This is a genomic window from Acinetobacter pullicarnis (genome assembly GCF_006352475.1).
Classification (GTDB): domain Bacteria; phylum Pseudomonadota; class Gammaproteobacteria; order Pseudomonadales; family Moraxellaceae; genus Acinetobacter; species Acinetobacter pullicarnis.
The window spans coordinates 2,271,441-2,288,470 of the sequence record NZ_VCMZ01000001.1 but is presented as its reverse complement, the minus strand read 5'-3'; the positions used below and the strand labels follow the sequence as shown (position 1 = coordinate 2,288,470).

Sequence of the window (17,030 nt, the reverse complement as noted above, 5' to 3'; positions counted from 1 at the left end):
TGTGGTAAACGTGCTGGAAGAATTTTCAGCACCATCGTGGATGGAAAAAATGGTCAAACTCATTCAGTGGTTAAAATCTGATAGACGTGTTTGTATTCTTTTAAGCGCAATAGGTCTTTAGTACTAGGCTGGGTAATTCGAGATAAGTCCATGTTATCCGTTACATCTGCTAGTTTGACAATGCGTGCCAACGGATTTTTGACCGCACGATAGGCGGCTTCTATCCGTGATTCATTCTTTTTTTTGGTTAAGGCTAAAATTGCATCAATAATATCTTGGTTGAAGCCCAGTGAAATTAAGTCAACGACAGTGGTATCGGTATCTTCTAAAATATCATGAAGCACTGCAACAATTTGTTGTTCAGGGCTTTTCATTTTAAACATGATTCTAAGTGGGTGAAATATATAAGGATGTTTGGCTTTATCTATTTGTCCAGCATGTTTTTTTGCAGCGAGTGCAATGGCAATTTCTATAGTAGACATAATATCCTTATTGACTAAATTGGAGCTGATTATTGCAATGCGTTTTCATTTGGAGAAAACCGCATTAAACTGGCATTTATTTTGTGCTCGAAACTATGACATTTCAATTCATTCAAGTTAAAAATCATCAAGCAAATGTAACATGCCCTTATTGTGAGTCAGCGGTCATTGATTGGTCTCAAGAGCAATATTTACAGCCTTGTACACACACATTATTTATTGCAATGGATTTAAGCTTTGAATATGTCAGTGATTTATTTGAGCAAACTTTGCCAAGAAGCATCGATGAAATCCATGCCAATGATGATCAACTCAATATCTTTGATGAAATTACGCAGTCGAATTACACAGACTATTTAATTTATAAAATGGATCTTGGGGTGCTGGGGATGTCGCGTTATATCGGTTTAAGCCCACGTGAGTGAGCTACGGCGTAAGTTACAATTAATGTCATGCTAAGAGTCACAAAGTAGGGCGTCGTTATTGCTGGCTTTTTCTGAAGCATTGGCTTGTTGTGCTAACCATTCTACAAACTTCGTAATCAATGGGCTTTCTTGTTGTTCTGCATAGACAAAATAATAGGCTCGTGCGCCAAGAAGCCTTAGATCAGAGGCTACCACCAACTCACCTGAAGCCAGCTCTTTTTCTAATAAATTTTGAGGGACTAGCGTAATTCCCATCTGATGGGTTGCTGCAACAGCAAGCATTGAAAATAGTTCATGTCGTTGTCCATCTGTTGGGGAAGGGTGGGTGAAACCCGCCTTATCAAACCATTCTTGCCAAATTTTAGGGCGCGTCGTTTGCTGTAGTAATGGTAAGCACGCAATTTGTTCTGGGCTTAATCGCAGATTTTGCGCTTTGGACTTTGCGACCAATTCTGGAAAGTATTTTTTAATTAATTTAGGTGAACAGACCGGTACCACGTCCTCTTTCATAAGGTAATGAATTTTAGCACCTGGCCAATTTGCAATTTGTGCATGAGTACCCGTATAAATTGCAGCATCAAATATATGCTCGCTAAACAGAAAAGGTTTGGTGCTGGTTTCTAAGTGAATGGTAATTTCAGGATGAATTTCATTAAAAGCATTGAGTCGAGGCAGTAACCAACGCGTGGCAAAGGTGGGGACAACACCGAGTTTTAAGGTGCCTCCATGGCCTTTGTGTGCGATCAAGTCCAAGGTGCTTTGTTCTATTCCTGAAAGTAAGGGTTTAATTTTTTTATAGTATTGATCGCCAGCCAGCGTAAGTTCAACGCCATAGCGGGTCCGATTAAATAAAGGCAGTTTTAATAATTCTTCTAATTGTTGGATTTGCCGAGATACAGCACTTTGGCTCAGAGAAAGTTCCTGTGCTGCATAAGTATAACTACAATGTTTGGCTGCAGATTCAAAGCACAGTAGCGCTTGTAATGATGGAATAGTTCTGCGCATAAGTTCCCCAATAAGCCTTATAAATTAAAGTTTGTAGACATTAGTTAAATGAATATTTACGCGGGGTGTAGCTAGGTTTGATCTAGAAAATTATTTAAATCATCGCTAATTACACCATCAAAGCATAAAATGAAATAACAAGCTATGTGAAAATAGCATATCTCAATGCGAATTAATCGTTTGTCAAATCTGTTTGGCATCACTAGCATGAACTTTAAATAAACATGACTAGAGCAAAGGATGCATTCCCTCATGAACAACACAGCAAAATCATCTTCTAAATTTAACTGGCAAGATCCTTTTTTAATCGAAGCGCAATTGACTGAAGAAGAGCGCATGATTCGTGATGCGGCACAAGCGTACTGTCAAGATAAGTTGATGCCACGTGTTTTAGAGCAATTTCGTAATGAGCAAACTGATCCACGCATTTTTCGTGAAATGGGCGAACTTGGCTTATTAGGACCAACGATTGGCGAACAATACGGTGGTTCAGGACTGAATTATGTAAGCTATGGCTTGATTGCACGTGAAATTGAACGTGTTGATTCGGGATATCGTTCAATGGCAAGTGTGCAAAGTTCGTTGGTCATGGTACCCATCAATGAATTTGGCACTGAAGAACAAAAACAAAAGTATCTTCCTAAGCTAGCAAGTGGTGAATATATCGGTTGTTTCGGTTTAACAGAGCCAGATCATGGTTCGGATCCGGGCAGCATGATTACCCGTGCGAAGAAAGTACCAGGAGGCTATCGCCTCAGTGGTGCGAAAATGTGGATTACTAATAGTCCGATTGCAGATGTGTTTGTAGTTTGGGCGAAAGAAGTTTCAGAGCAAGGTAATGTCGGTGATATTCGTGGCTTTATCTTGGAAAAGGGTTGGGAAGGGCTGTCTGCACCAACAATTCACGGTAAAGTTGGCTTGCGTGCTTCGATTACGGGTGAAATTGTTATGGATGCAGTATTTGTTCCAGAAGAAAATGCTTTTCCAGAAGTGCGTGGTTTAAAAGGACCATTTACGTGTTTAAACAGTGCACGTTATGGCATTGCATGGGGGGCGATGGGTGCGGCAGAATTCTGCTGGCACACCGCACATCAGTACACCATGGATCGTAAGCAGTTTGGTCGCCCATTGGCTGCAAATCAGTTGATTCAGAAGAAATTAGCAGATATGCAAACTGAAATTGCTTTGGGTTTACAAGTCGCTTTACGTTTTGGTCGCATGAAGGATGATGGGACGGCTTCCATTGAAGGCACTTCTCTGATCAAGCGCAATAACTGTGGTAAGGCATTAGATATCGCACGTGTTGCCCGAGATATGCTAGGCGGTAATGGAATCAGTGATGAATTTGGTATAGCACGTCATTTGGTCAATCTGGAAGTTGTGAATACCTATGAAGGTACACATGATGTACACGCCTTAATTTTGGGTCGTGCGCAAACGGGTATTGCCGCATTCTGTAACTAATCTAATCAATTTTATCTATCTTGGATGCTCAGAAATGGGCGTCTAAAGATAAGTTTTGTCTAAAAAATACAAAAACAATTCGGCATTTAAACAAGGGGAAGTTGAAATGGGTGCATTACAAGGAATACGTGTTTTAGATTTAAGTCGCGTACTTGCAGGGCCTTGGTGTGGACAGATCTTGGCGGATCTTGGTGCTGAAGTGATTAAAGTCGAGCGACCAAACGTGGGGGATGATACCCGTATGTGGGGGCCACCCTGGATGCTCGATAATGATGGAAATCCCACACGTGAATCGGGTTACTATCAGTGTGCGAATCGGAATAAGTATTCGGTTGCAATTGATATTTCTCTCGTAGAAGGTCAAAAACTGATTCAGGAGTTGGTTAAAACCGCAGATGTGGTTATCGAAAATTATAAAGCGGGTTCATTAAAAAAATATGGGTTGGATTATTTAAGTTTGAGCGAGATTAATCCTAAAATTATTTATTGTTCAATTACAGGGTTTGGACAAACTGGTCCACGTGCAGCAGAACCAGGTTATGACTTTGTGATTCAAGGTTTATCTGGCTTGATGAGTATTACGGGTGAACAAGACGGCTTACTGGGTGGTGGTCCGCAAAAAGTCGGTGTGGCTGTTACGGATATTCAAACCGGACTATATGCTACGATTGCAATTCAAGCGGCATTAATTGCAAGGCAGCATACTGAACGTGGGCAATATATCGATATGTCCTTATATGATGTACAACTCGCGGTATTGGCGAATCAGGGAATGAACTATTTAACCACAGGGAAGTCACCTAAACGAATGGGGAATCGTCATCCAAATATTGTCCCTTATCAGACCTTTGATGCCCAAGATAAGGCCTTTATATTGGCTTGTGGTAACGATACGCAGTTTAAGGCTTTGTGTTCGGCCATTGGTTTGCCTGATCTAGCAACAGATCTGAATTATGTTCGTAATCAAGATCGGGTTAAACATCGTGAGATATTGGTTGCATTGCTTGCCAAGCACTTTTCAACACAGCCAGCGCAGCACTGGATTGCACTTATTCATGCTGCGAAAGTTCCTGTTGGGATGGTGAACTCCATTGAAGAGGCATTTGCTGAAGAACAAACTCAGGCCCGTGAAATGTTGGTGGCTGTGCCGCATCAACTGCAGCAAAATTTTAAAATGGTTGCTTCTCCGATAAAAATGTCTGAAACACCGATTGAATATAGACGTGCACCGCCACAGTTAGGTGAGCATACCGAACAGATTTTAAAGGGAATTTGTACCGAGGTGGAACTTAAAGCCTTGCAGCAGTCAGGCGTTGTTGGTGCTTAATTCGCCTATTGTCGAAAGAGTCTAAGCTTTTTAATTTGCACGATGTGTTGGTGTTTTAAGGTGTTGCTTGTTGCTTGTTGCTTGTTGCTTGTTGCTTGTTGCTTGTTGCTTGCATAGGAAAAAATCCCCTGATATCAGGGGGTTTTTATTGGAATTCATGCCTTGTCGCTAAATAAGCAAAACTACTGGTGATCGCATTTAAAATCAGGCGATAGGTGTTAAATAGCGTTGATCCATTAACTGTTGTTGGGCAATAAATACCTTTTGCTCGTTTTTAGGGCTGACACGATGCCATTGTTCATGTTCATCTAATTCCCAAGCGCGAACATTGTCTTTCAGATAGTTGAGCAAGCCATGTTCAATTATCTGTTTGCGTAATTTTGTGTCTTCAATGGGGAAACAGGTTTCCACGCGCGAAAATAAATTACGCCCCATCCAGTCTGCGCTGGCACAATAAAGTTTAACGTCACCATCATTGTGGAAATAATAAACGCGAGTGTGTTCTAAAAAGCGACCTACGATGGATCGTACACGAATATTTTCTGACAGGTCTTTGACTTGTGGGCGTAAACAGCAAACAGATCGAATAATTAAATCGATTTTTACCCCTGCTTGAGATGCGTTATAGAGTGCGGCAATCAGCTGAGGTTCAGTCAGTGCATTGACTTTAATAATAATGCGCGCAGCCTTACCAGCTTGGGCAAAAGCAATTTCTTGTTCAATCAGGTGTAAGAGTTGCGCGTGTAAGGTAAATGGGGCATGAAATAGTTTCTTTAATTTGGCCATACGCCCCATGCCAGTCAATTCTTGGAAAATTTTGTGTACATCTTCACAAATATCAGGCGCTGTTGTGAGTAAACCGTAATCGGTATACATCTTGGCATTGCCTGCATGATAGTTTCCAGTCCCTAGATGCACATAGCGTTTGAGTTGGTCTGATTCACGTCTAACAACTAAAATCATTTTGGCATGGGTTTTGTAGCCAACAATGCCGTAAACCACAACTGCACCGGCTTCTTGCAAGATATTTGCGACCATAATGTTTGATTCTTCATCAAATCGCGCTCTAAGTTCAATAATAGCGGTGACTTCTTTACCATTACGTGCAGCTTCCGCAAGCACTTGAACAATCTCAGAGTCTGGGCCACTTCGATAGAGGGTTTGCTTTATTGCCAAGACGTTAGGGTCTTTTGCGGCTTCTTTCAGTAGATTGATTACTGGTGCGAATGAATCAAAAGGATGATGAAGTAAAAAATCCTGCTTGGATAAAACATCAAAAATCTTATGTGATTGGCGCAGTGCTTTAGGAGTAACTGGCTGATAGGGTTTGAATCGTAATGCTGGAATATCAAAGTTAGCCAAAAGCCGTGCTAAATTTACAGGCCCGGCGACAGGGTATAAATGAATTGGATCAAGATCAAACTGCTCTAATAAATAACGATTAAGTGCTTCCGGTGTATTCTTGGCAACTTCTAGACGTACAGCGCGACCAAAACGCCGTGAAGATAATTCATCTTTTAAGGCAACGGCTAAGTCATCGACATCAGCCGCTAATGTGAGATCTGCATTACGAGTGACTCGGAATTGATAGCAACCCGTTGCAGTCATGCCTGGAAATAAATCACTAATATGTTCATGAATTATCGCAGATAATAAGATGTAGTGTTCTTGCCCACCGGTAAGTTCATTGGGAAGCCGAACAACGCGTGGTAGCGAGCGAGGTGCTGGTACAATCGCAAGTTCAATTTGACGACCAAATGCATCTTTGCCTGCTAAGGTGACAATGAAGTTTAAGCTTTTATTGCCTAGACGCGGAAAAGGGTGTGCTGGGTCGAGACTAATGGGGGTAATTACGGGTTGTACTTGTTTAAAAAAATAATTCTTAATCCATTCTTTATGCTTTTCTAAAATATCGTTGTGTTGAATAAAGTGAACGCCATGGTTTTGTAATTGCGGCAATAGTGTGTAATTTAAGATTTGATATTGAAGTTCAACGGCTTCATGCGCTAATACTGAAATTTGTTGGACTAATACTTCATTGGGAATGCCATCTGGGGCAGTTGTGAGTAGATTGAAATCTAACTGCTTAATCAGCCCTGCGACACGAATCTCAAAAAATTCATCTAGATTGCGGGAAAATATAATTAAAAAATTTAATCTTTCAAGTAACGGGTGATTGGCATCGTTGGCTTGCGCTAAGACGCGTTTATGGAATTCAAGTAGTGAAAGCTCACGATTAATATAGGTGTGAGAACTGTGTTGAACATTATTAAGGTTTGAAGACATGATCTGCGCCATCTTAAGGACCGCTTATTCAAATTTGCATGCATAGTAAGTTGGCTACATGACAAATTAGTTACATTATTGAAACTATTTATATTTATATCAATAAGTAACCAGCTGTCAATTGAGTGTTCGTAGGCTTGTTAAATTTCGGCATGGGCAATGAGTGAATGAGTCAATTGTCTTGGATGAAACGATTTAGGTTTAGCCCTTTTGCATTTATAAGTGGCTATATAGTCAAATTGGGGTGGTTCAATACACTTTAATGGAGCTCGATTAAGCCTCATTTGAATCGTGCGGATCTGGGGCCTAATGTGCGAACAGTTAATTTTGGTTATAAAAGCAACTGACAAAGCATTTAATCGGGTATTTGGATTGAAAAATAGCCACCTGATAGAAATAAGATGAAATAGGGGTTGCGCACGATTTTTTTTCGCCTATAATGCACATCCATCGGCGGTGATGTTAATAAGAACTTGTTGAATAACAAGCACTTAGCTTTAAGTTAAGGTGTTTGGATTGCAGATAGGGGCTTTAAATTAAATAACATTACTTGTTGACTTTCTAAATAAAGAGAGTAACATAGCCGACCTAGCTTGCTGCTGACGAAGCAGTAAGTAAATCATTAAGAGATTATGAAGAACAACTTGTGTGGATTTTTACTGGTTGATTGATCAAATATTATCATTGATTGATTGGTAGAAATTACTCGAAGTTTATTTGAGAAATATTTGTCAGTTATTTGATGAGCCAAGATTTGTAGCCATAAGCTACTAATGATTTTTAACTGAAGAGTTTGATCATGGCTCAGATTGAACGCTGGCGGCAGGCTTAACACATGCAAGTCGAGCGGGGAAAGGTAGCTTGCTACCTGACCTAGCGGCGGACGGGTGAGTAATACTTAGGAATCTGCCTATTAGTGGGGGACAACGTTTCGAAAGGGACGCTAATACCGCATACGCCCTACGGGGGAAAGCAGGGGATCACTTGTGACCTTGCGCTAATAGATGAGCCTAAGTCGGATTAGCTAGTTGGTGGGGTAAAGGCCTACCAAGGCGACGATCTGTAGCGGGTCTGAGAGGATGATCCGCCACACTGGGACTGAGACACGGCCCAGACTCCTACGGGAGGCAGCAGTGGGGAATATTGGACAATGGGGGGAACCCTGATCCAGCCATGCCGCGTGTGTGAAGAAGGCCTTATGGTTGTAAAGCACTTTAAGCGAGGAGGAGGCTCCTATAGATAATACCTATAGTGAGTGGACGTTACTCGCAGAATAAGCACCGGCTAACTCTGTGCCAGCAGCCGCGGTAATACAGAGGGTGCAAGCGTTAATCGGATTTACTGGGCGTAAAGCGTACGTAGGCGGCTAATTAAGTCGGATGTGAAATCCCCGAGCTCAACTTGGGAATTGCATTCGATACTGGTTAGCTAGAGTATGGGAGAGGATGGTAGAATTCCAGGTGTAGCGGTGAAATGCGTAGAGATCTGGAGGAATACCGATGGCGAAGGCAGCCATCTGGCCTAATACTGACGCTGAGGTACGAAAGCATGGGGAGCAAACAGGATTAGATACCCTGGTAGTCCATGCCGTAAACGATGTCTACTAGCCGTTGGGGCCTTTGAGGCTTTAGTGGCGCAGCTAACGCGATAAGTAGACCGCCTGGGGAGTACGGTCGCAAGACTAAAACTCAAATGAATTGACGGGGGCCCGCACAAGCGGTGGAGCATGTGGTTTAATTCGATGCAACGCGAAGAACCTTACCTGGTCTTGACATAGTAAGAACTTTCCAGAGATGGATTGGTGCCTTCGGGAACTTACATACAGGTGCTGCATGGCTGTCGTCAGCTCGTGTCGTGAGATGTTGGGTTAAGTCCCGCAACGAGCGCAACCCTTTTCCTTATTTGCCAGCGGGTTAAGCCGGGAACTTTAAGGATACTGCCAGTGACAAACTGGAGGAAGGCGGGGACGACGTCAAGTCATCATGGCCCTTACGACCAGGGCTACACACGTGCTACAATGGTCGGTACAAAGGGTTGCTACCTAGCGATAGGATGCTAATCTCAAAAAGCCGATCGTAGTCCGGATTGGAGTCTGCAACTCGACTCCATGAAGTCGGAATCGCTAGTAATCGCGGATCAGAATGCCGCGGTGAATACGTTCCCGGGCCTTGTACACACCGCCCGTCACACCATGGGAGTTTGTTGCACCAGAAGTAGGTAGGGTAACCGTAAGGAGCCCGCTTACCACGGTGTGGCCAACGACTGGGGTGAAGTCGTAACAAGGTAGCCGTAGGGGAACCTGCGGCTGGATCACCTCCTTAACGAAAGATTGACGATCGGTAAGAATCCACAACAAGTTGTTCTTCAACTGTGTCTTGCAAAAGATTTAAAGCGATTCGTTGCTTTAGGTTTTCTCAGGGTCTGTAGCTCAGTTGGTTAGAGCACACGCTTGATAAGCGTGGGGTCACAAGTTCAAGTCTCGTCAGACCCACCATTCACTTTTTAAGTGTGGTGATAAAACGATGTTTTAGAACTTATGAGAAGCAAAGATAGAGTATCTCGAATAGATTATCTGGGGACTTAGCTTAGTTGGTAGAGCGCTTGCCTTGCACGCAGGAGGTCAACGGTTCGACTCCGTTAGTCTCCACCATATAAAGTTAGGTTTCTGGAATCAGAAACAAAGAATTTAACTGCAAAGTTAGATTATAGAATTTAGTAAAAGTTGTTCTTCATATCTTGGTGATCAATTTTATTAAGTTCTGTGATTTATCACAGTTTGCTACGACCTGACGAAGGCGTAGTTAATCATTAACAGATTGGCAAATTTGAGTTGAAATTAATTGTTTTAGCTCATTGTTTCGAAAGGAACGATGAGTACTAGCGAAGAAATTAACTGAATCAAGCGTTTTGGAAAACGAAAATAGATTGAAGCTGTACAGTGTTTAAATACACAGTACTTCAAACTGTAATGTTGCTAACCCTCCTTGTAGGGGTTACGACTGTTTGGGGTTGTATAGTCAAGTAATTAAGTGCATGTGGTGGATGCCTTGGCAGTCAGAGGCGATGAAAGACGTAATAGCCTGCGATAAGCTCCGGGGAGGCGGCAAATATCCTTTGATCCGGAGATTTCTGAATGGGGAAACCCACCTACTATAAGGTAGGTATCGTATGATGAATACATAGTCATACGAGGCGAACGAGGGGAAGTGAAACATCTCAGTACCCTTAGGAAAAGAAATCAATTGAGATTCCGTCAGTAGCGGCGAGCGAACGCGGATCAGCCCATTAAGTTATGTGTGTTTTAGTGGAATGCTCTGGGAAGTGCAACCATAGTGGGTGATAGTCCTGTACACGAAAGGGCACACATAATGATGACGAGTAGGGCGAGGCACGTGAAACCTTGTCTGAATATGGGGGGACCATCCTCCAAGGCTAAATACTCCTGACTGACCGATAGTGAACCAGTACCGTGAGGGAAAGGCGAAAAGAACCCCTGTGAGGGGAGTGAAATAGATCCTGAAACCGCATGCATACAAGCAGTGGGAGCCGACTTGTTCGGTGACTGCGTACCTTTTGTATAATGGGTCAGCGACTTATATTCAGTAGCAAGGTTAACCGTATAGGGGAGCCGTAGAGAAATCGAGTCTTAATAGGGCGTTTAGTTGCTGGGTATAGACCCGAAACCAGGTGATCTATCCATGAGCAGGTTGAAGGTTGGGTAACACTAACTGGAGGACCGAACCCACCGTCGTTGAAAAGCCGGGGGATGACTTGTGGATAGGGGTGAAAGGCTAATCAAACTTGGTGATAGCTGGTTCTCCCCGAAAGCTATTTAGGTAGCGCCTCGGACGAATACCATTGGGGGTAGAGCACTGTTTCGGCTAGGGGGTCATCCCGACTTACCAAACCGATGCAAACTCCGAATACCAATGAGTACTATCCGGGAGACAGACTGCGGGTGCTAACGTCCGTAGTCAAGAGGAAAACAATCCAGACCGCCAGCTAAGGCCCCAAAATTATAGTTAAGTGGGAAACGATGTGGGAAGGCATAGACAGCTAGGAGGTTGGCTTAGAAGCAGCCACCCTTTAAAGAAAGCGTAATAGCTCACTAGTCGAGTCGGCCTGCGCGGAAGATGTAACGGGGCTAAAACTATATGCCGAAGCTGCGGATGCATAATTTATTATGCGTGGTAGGGGAGCGTTCTGTAAGCCGATGAAGGTGTATTGAGAAGTATGCTGGAGGTATCAGAAGTGCGAATGCTGACGTGAGTAACGACAATGCGAGTGAAAAACTCGCACGCTGAAAGACCAAGGGTTCCAGTCCAACGTTAATCGGGGCTGGGTGAGTCGACCCCTAAGGCGAGGCCGAGAGGCGTAGTCGATGGGAAATTGGTTAATATTCCAATACTTCTGTGTAATGCGATGAGAGGACGGAGAAGGTTAAGTCAGCCTGGCGTTGGTTGTCCAGGTGAAAGGTTGTAGGCATGTATCTTAGGCAAATCCGGGGTACTCTATGCTGAGAACTGATACCAAGCTAGTTTACTAGCGAAGTGGCTGATACCCTGCTTCCAGGAAAAGTCTCTAAGCTTCAGTTACACAGGAATCGTACCCGAAACCGACACAGGTGGTCAGGTCGAGTAGACCAAAGCGCTTGAGAGAACTCTGCTGAAGGAACTAGGCAAAATGGTACCGTAACTTCGGGAGAAGGTACGCTGTTGACGGTGATAGGATTTACTCCTTGAGCGGTTGACAGCCTCAGAAACCAGGCCCCTGCAACTGTTTATTAAAAACATAGCACTCTGCAAACACGAAAGTGGACGTATAGGGTGTGATGCCTGCCCGGTGCTGGAAGGTTAATTGATGGGGTTAGCGTAAGCGAAGCTCTTGATCGAAGCCCCAGTAAACGGCGGCCGTAACTATAACGGTCCTAAGGTAGCGAAATTCCTTGTCGGGTAAGTTCCGACCTGCACGAATGGCATAATGATGGGGGCGCTGTCTCCAGCAGAGACTCAGTGAAATCGAAATCGCCGTGAAGATGCGGTGTACCCGCGGCTAGACGGAAAGACCCCGTGAACCTTTACTGCAGCTTGACATTGAACTTTGATCTTACTTGTGTAGGATAGGTGGGAGGCTTTGAAGTAGCGACGCTAGTTGCTATGGAGCCATCCTTGAAATACCACCCTGGTAATATTGAGGTTCTAACTCTGTCCCGTTATCCGGGACGAGGACCATGTCTGGTGGGTAGTTTGACTGGGGCGGTCTCCTCCTAAAGAGTAACGGAGGAGTACGAAGGTGCGCTCAGTGTGGTCGGAAATCACGCGTAGAGTATAAAGGCAAAAGCGCGCTTAACTGCGAGACCAACAAGTCGAGCAGGTACGAAAGTAGGTCTTAGTGATCCGGTGGTTCTGTATGGAAGGGCCATCGCTCAACGGATAAAAGGTACTCTGGGGATAACAGGCTGATACCGCCCAAGAGTTCATATCGACGGCGGTGTTTGGCACCTCGATGTCGGCTCATCTCATCCTGGGGCTGAAGCAGGTCCCAAGGGTATGGCTGTTCGCCATTTAAAGAGGTACGCGAGCTGGGTTTAGAACGTCGTGAGACAGTTCGGTCCCTATCTACCGTGGGCGCTGGAAATTTGAGAGGATCTGCTCCTAGTACGAGAGGACCAGAGTGGACGAACCTCTGGTGTACCGGTTGTGACGCCAGTCGCATCGCCGGGTAGCTATGTTCGGAAGGGATAACCGCTGAAAGCATCTAAGCGGGAAGCCTACCTCAAGATAAGATTTCCCAAGGACTTTATGTCCTCTAAAGAGCCGTTGAAGACTACGACGTTGATAGGTTGGATGTGGAAGCATAGCGATATGTGAAGCTGACCAATACTAATTGCTCGTGAGGCTTGACTATACAACACCCAAGCAGTTGTATGCGCAATCTATTCTTTAACAAATCGCTTGATTTAGTTAATCAAACCGCTAAAATATACATGCAATTTCAACTCAATCAGCCCTTCTGTTAATAACTCTTTTGGTTAAGATAGTACGGATGTCGAATACGACGTAAAACCCGAAATCACCATAAACAGTTGTGCTGGCGACAATAGCAAGAGTGAACCACCTGATCCCTTCCCGAACTCAGAAGTGAAACCTCTTTGCGCTGATGGTAGTGTGGGGTTACCCATGTGAGAGTAAGTCATCGCCAGCTCATTATTCCTAAAAACACCCCAGTCAACGACTGGGGTGTTTTTTTATGCGCGGAAAAAAGAAATGGAAAAACGAAAAGGTCGAATACAATAAAAAGCCCCTAAATAAGGGGCGCTCATGAGGTTAAACCATCTTCATTTTGCGTGATTACTGATCAAGTATCCACGATGTTATTTGTATGAAAGAGACAACCTTTAGGGATTCCATTTTTTTAGTAGAGTTAGATTGAGTTTGCTATATTAATTTGCGTGAAATTAATAAGGTTTAATCAGATTTATATTCGATTTTAGTCTAATGCATGGAATTTATTTTTAAAAACATTTGAAGATATACCCACCTAAAGTCTAATAGACGACTATTTTCTATGTAAACATTTGAAATATAATAATATAAAAATAAAATATTAAAAGAGTAAATGTATTTCCTTGTAGCGGTGTGGCTGAGAACCTTTATAAATGGTTGCTGTTAAATGCCTAAAACTACTTAAGATACGGAATAAGTATAACTTCATACCTTAAGGGTTTTGGACAAAAAATGAATACAGATTCATTCTATGCTTAAATTAAAATCTCACAATTGGAGGTGAGTAAAAATGACAGCGCAAACAATGAATGTAAATGCTGTAATCGATAATGCAAAATTTAAACCATTTCATGCCTTGGTCGTGATGTGGTGTTTATTTGTCGTCGTGTTTGATGGTTATGATTTGGCAATTAATGGCGTTGTTTTGCCTTTATTGATGCAGGAGTGGGGGTTAACGGCTGTTCAGGCGGGTATGCTTGCAAGTACTGCATTATGTGGAATGATGTTCGGAGCCATGCTATTTGGTATGCTGGCTGATAAAATTGGCCGTAAAAATGTAATTTTAATATGTGTTACTTTATTTAGTGGCTTTACCTTTTGGGGTGGATTTGCTACTAGCCCGACAGAATTTGGTATTTTACGTTTTATTGCAGGCCTTGGTATAGGTGGTGTGCTTCCAAATTTAGTTTCATTAACGTATGAATATGCACCAAAACGCTTACGCGGTACATTGGTAACGACGATGTTCAGTGGTTACGCTGTGGGCGGTGTTTTAGCGGCACTCTTAGGTCGATGGCTGGTTGCTGATCATGGCTGGCAAATGATGTTTTATATTGCAGGTCTTCCTTTGTTATTTGTTCCTTTGCTTTGGAAGTTTTTACCTGAATCATTAACATTTTTAGTTAAAAAACAAAAAAATGATACTGCTAAAGCAATTGTTAAACGAATTGCACCCGCTGAAAAAATTACTGCAGAAACCAAGCTTGTACTTCAAGAAGTAGAGGCAACCTCAGAAGCTTCTGTTAAAGAGTTATTCAGACAGGGCCGTGGCATGGGAACGGTCTTATTCTGGTGTACATTCTTCATGTGCCTACTGATGCTTTATGCATTGGGTAGTTGGTTGCCGAAGCTAATGATTGCTGCCGGATACTCAATGGGTACCAGTTTAATGTTCTTATTATCGATGAACATTGGAGGTGTTATTGGTATTATTGGTGGAGGTATACTTTCAGATCGCTTCCATTTAAAACCTGTGATTATCACCATGTTGTTAATGGGAGCCTTGGCTTTATTTGGCTTGGGTTTCAACTCACCTCAATATGTTTTATATTTACTGGTTGGTATTACCGGTGCATCAGCACTCGGTGCCAGTATTTTATTATACAGCTACGTTGCAGAGTATTATCCTTTGTCTGTTCGTGCGACAGGTATTGGGACTGCATCTGGCGTGGGGCGAATTGGTGCAATTATTGGTCCGATTGTAATTGGTATGCTTTTAGGAATGGAGCTTCCGCATAAATTGAACTTCCTTGCTGTAGCACTTCCTGCCTTAATTGCTGTAATTTCAATTGCACTGATTAGAACACCTAAAATAATGGAAGAAGATGTTGTGCTAGAAACTGATCTTGCTAAAAGCTATTCGGAGAAACAGTCATTATCAAATTAGTAAGATATTAAAATAAGCTTAAATAACTCGGTAATGTATGAGCAAAGAGGCTGCCTTAAAAAGGTGGCCTTTTTGCTATAATCGACAAAAATAAATGATAGAAGGTTTTTGGTGGGATTCTAGATTTCTTGGTGTCGCTGTAGAAATATAAAGCGTTTTTTAATGCGAAATCTGATTATTTTGCCTAATCAGTGCTGACCAATCGACAATAAAAAACGGGCCAAAAAGTCATTTAAACCTTGTAGCCCGTTGATTCTAATACCATATTTTGGAGCGGGAAAAGAGACTCGAACTCTCGACCCCAACCTTGGCAAGGTTATGCTCTACCAACTGAGCTATTCCCGCAATAAGCAAAATTATAGAGAATTTCATCCAACTGTCAAGATGTTGTGCATCTGACTGTCGAATTAATCAGCACGGCGCCAAATTGTACCTTGACGGGTATCCTCTAAAACCACACCTAAATCGAGTAAATCCTGACGGATTTGATCGGCCTGACTAAAGTTTTTGGCTTTTTTAGCGTCTTGGCGTTGTTGGATGAAGTCTTCAATTTGCGCTTCGGTCAGGTTGAGTTCAACTTGGCCAATATCTGATTTTAAAAATTCATCTACATCGTGTTGTACCAGACCTAAGATATCAACTAAATACCGCAGCGTTGAATAATACAACTGCGCTTGTTCAGCTTGTTGCTCTTTGATCGCACGGTTTAATTCTTTAATGATTTCAAATAAAACAGCCAATGCTTCAGAGGTGTTGAAATCATCAGACATTGCCGCTGTAAAACGCGAAACCAAAGCTTGATCCAAGTTCTGAGTAGTGGGTTCAGCATATTGTTGCTGATAGGCTTTAAATGCATGATAAAAGCGGCTAAGTGCTGATTTCGCTTCTTTTAATGCCACATCTGAAAAATTCACTGGGCTGCGATAATGTGAAGACACAATAAAATAGCGAATCACTTCAGGATGGAATTTATCCATCACATCGCGAATGGTGAAAAAATTGCCCAAAGACTTCGACATTTTTTCGCCATCAACATTAATAAAGCCAACATGCATCCAGTAGTTTACATATTGCTCACCTGTCGCTGCTTCACTTTGCGCAATTTCATTTTCATGGTGCGGAAAGAGTAGATCTGAACCGCCACCATGAATATCAAAGTGGTTGCCTAAGCAGCACGTTGACATCGCTGAACATTCAATATGCCAACCTGGACGACCTTTGCCCCAAGGTGATGGCCAAAAAGGCTCATTTTCTTTGGCATGTTTCCAAAGAACGAAATCAAAAGGATGTTTCTTTTCGACGTCGACATCAACACGTTCAGAAGCACCGGCTTGCATATCATCAAGTTTACGGCCAGAAAGGCGGCCGTATTTTGCAAATTTATCTACTTGAAAGTACACGTCACCGTTAAGCGCTGGATAAGCCGCGCCATTGTCAACTAAATCGCTAATCATGGTTTGCATTTGTGCAATATATTCAGTCGCACGCGGGGCTTGGTCTGGAGCAAAGCAACCGAGCTGTGCGGCATCATCATTCATAGCTTGAATGAAGCGCTCGGTTAAGTCTTGAATAGATTCATTGTTCTCATTAGCACGTTGGATAATTTTGTCATCGATATCGGTAATATTACGTACATATCGAACTTTCCAACCCTGACTACGTAAATAACGAGTAATGATATCAAATGCAACCATGACCCGAGCATGTCCAATATGACAGTAGTCATATACTGTCATTCCACAGACATAGAGGTCGATGTGTCCTTCTTGGCGTGGAACAAATTCAACTTTTTTACGTTGCTCTGAGTTGTATAGAACAAAAGGCTGCATAGGAATCTAAAAGCTTTCACGATAAGGTGACTTATCATAA

8 protein-coding genes, 3 tRNA genes and 3 rRNA genes are annotated in these 17,030 nt (G+C 42.8%); 9 read left to right on the top strand and 5 right to left on the bottom strand.

Going from position 1 to position 17,030, the window contains the following annotated elements; translation table 11 throughout:
• Positions 1–59 precede the first annotated feature (59 nt).
• Complete coding sequence (locus FD716_RS10115) at positions 60–482, bottom strand: HD domain-containing protein (RefSeq protein ID WP_139852231.1); 423 nt, start codon at positions 480–482, stop codon at positions 60–62.
• A 95-nt stretch (positions 483–577) separates the two neighbouring features.
• On the opposite strand from FD716_RS10115, the gene FD716_RS10110 reads away from it, so the two are divergent.
• Positions 578–907 carry a hypothetical protein gene (locus FD716_RS10110; RefSeq protein ID WP_139852230.1) on the top strand — a complete coding sequence of 110 codons (330 nt, stop codon included), beginning with the start codon at positions 578–580 and terminating at the stop codon, positions 905–907.
• 30 nt (positions 908–937) lie between these two features.
• On the opposite strand, the gene FD716_RS10105 is transcribed toward FD716_RS10110, so the two are convergent.
• Entirely contained in the window at positions 938–1,912 is a 975-nt protein-coding gene (locus FD716_RS10105; protein WP_139852229.1) for a LysR substrate-binding domain-containing protein, read from the bottom strand.
• A gap of 252 nt (positions 1,913–2,164) precedes the next feature.
• Here FD716_RS10105 and FD716_RS10100 point away from each other — a divergent pair, with 252 nt between their 5' ends.
• Positions 2,165–3,376, top strand: a complete 1,212-nt coding sequence (locus FD716_RS10100) for an acyl-CoA dehydrogenase (RefSeq protein WP_139852228.1) — start codon at positions 2,165–2,167, stop codon at positions 3,374–3,376.
• A 106-nt stretch (positions 3,377–3,482) separates the two neighbouring features.
• A complete protein-coding gene (locus FD716_RS10095; RefSeq protein WP_139853660.1) occupies positions 3,483–4,703 on the top strand; it encodes a CaiB/BaiF CoA transferase family protein in 1,221 nt (406 codons plus the stop codon).
• A gap of 204 nt (positions 4,704–4,907) precedes the next feature.
• On the opposite strand, the gene ppk1 is transcribed toward FD716_RS10095, so the two are convergent.
• Entirely contained in the window at positions 4,908–7,001 is a 2,094-nt protein-coding gene (ppk1, locus tag FD716_RS10090) for a polyphosphate kinase 1 (RefSeq protein WP_139852227.1), read from the bottom strand.
• A gap of 769 nt (positions 7,002–7,770) precedes the next feature.
• Between ppk1 and FD716_RS10085 the strand changes: the two genes are divergently transcribed.
• From FD716_RS10085 to FD716_RS10060, 6 genes are all read left to right on the top strand, one after another.
• Positions 7,771–9,310, top strand: a 16S ribosomal RNA gene (locus FD716_RS10085).
• A gap of 96 nt (positions 9,311–9,406) precedes the next feature.
• Positions 9,407–9,483 (top strand) — tRNA-Ile (locus FD716_RS10080).
• A gap of 80 nt (positions 9,484–9,563) precedes the next feature.
• Positions 9,564–9,639, top strand: a tRNA-Ala gene (locus FD716_RS10075).
• A 365-nt stretch (positions 9,640–10,004) separates the two neighbouring features.
• A 23S ribosomal RNA gene (locus FD716_RS10070) occupies positions 10,005–12,896 on the top strand.
• Positions 12,897–13,078: 182 nt separating this feature from the next.
• Positions 13,079–13,193, top strand: a 5S ribosomal RNA gene (gene rrf, locus FD716_RS10065).
• The 16S, 23S and 5S rRNA genes sit together here with 2 tRNA genes alongside, the layout of an rRNA operon.
• Positions 13,194–13,784: 591 nt before the next feature.
• Complete coding sequence (locus FD716_RS10060; protein WP_139852226.1) at positions 13,785–15,161, top strand: MFS transporter; 1,377 nt, start codon at positions 13,785–13,787, stop codon at positions 15,159–15,161.
• Positions 15,162–15,430: 269 nt separating this feature from the next.
• Here FD716_RS10060 and FD716_RS10055 read toward each other — a convergent pair.
• A tRNA-Gly gene (locus tag FD716_RS10055) sits at positions 15,431–15,506 on the bottom strand.
• Positions 15,507–15,568: 62 nt separating this feature from the next.
• Positions 15,569–16,990 (bottom strand): cysteine--tRNA ligase, encoded by a 1,422-nt coding sequence (gene cysS, locus FD716_RS10050; RefSeq protein WP_139852225.1) that lies wholly within the window; start codon positions 16,988–16,990, stop codon positions 15,569–15,571.
• Positions 16,991–17,030 lie beyond the last annotated feature (40 nt).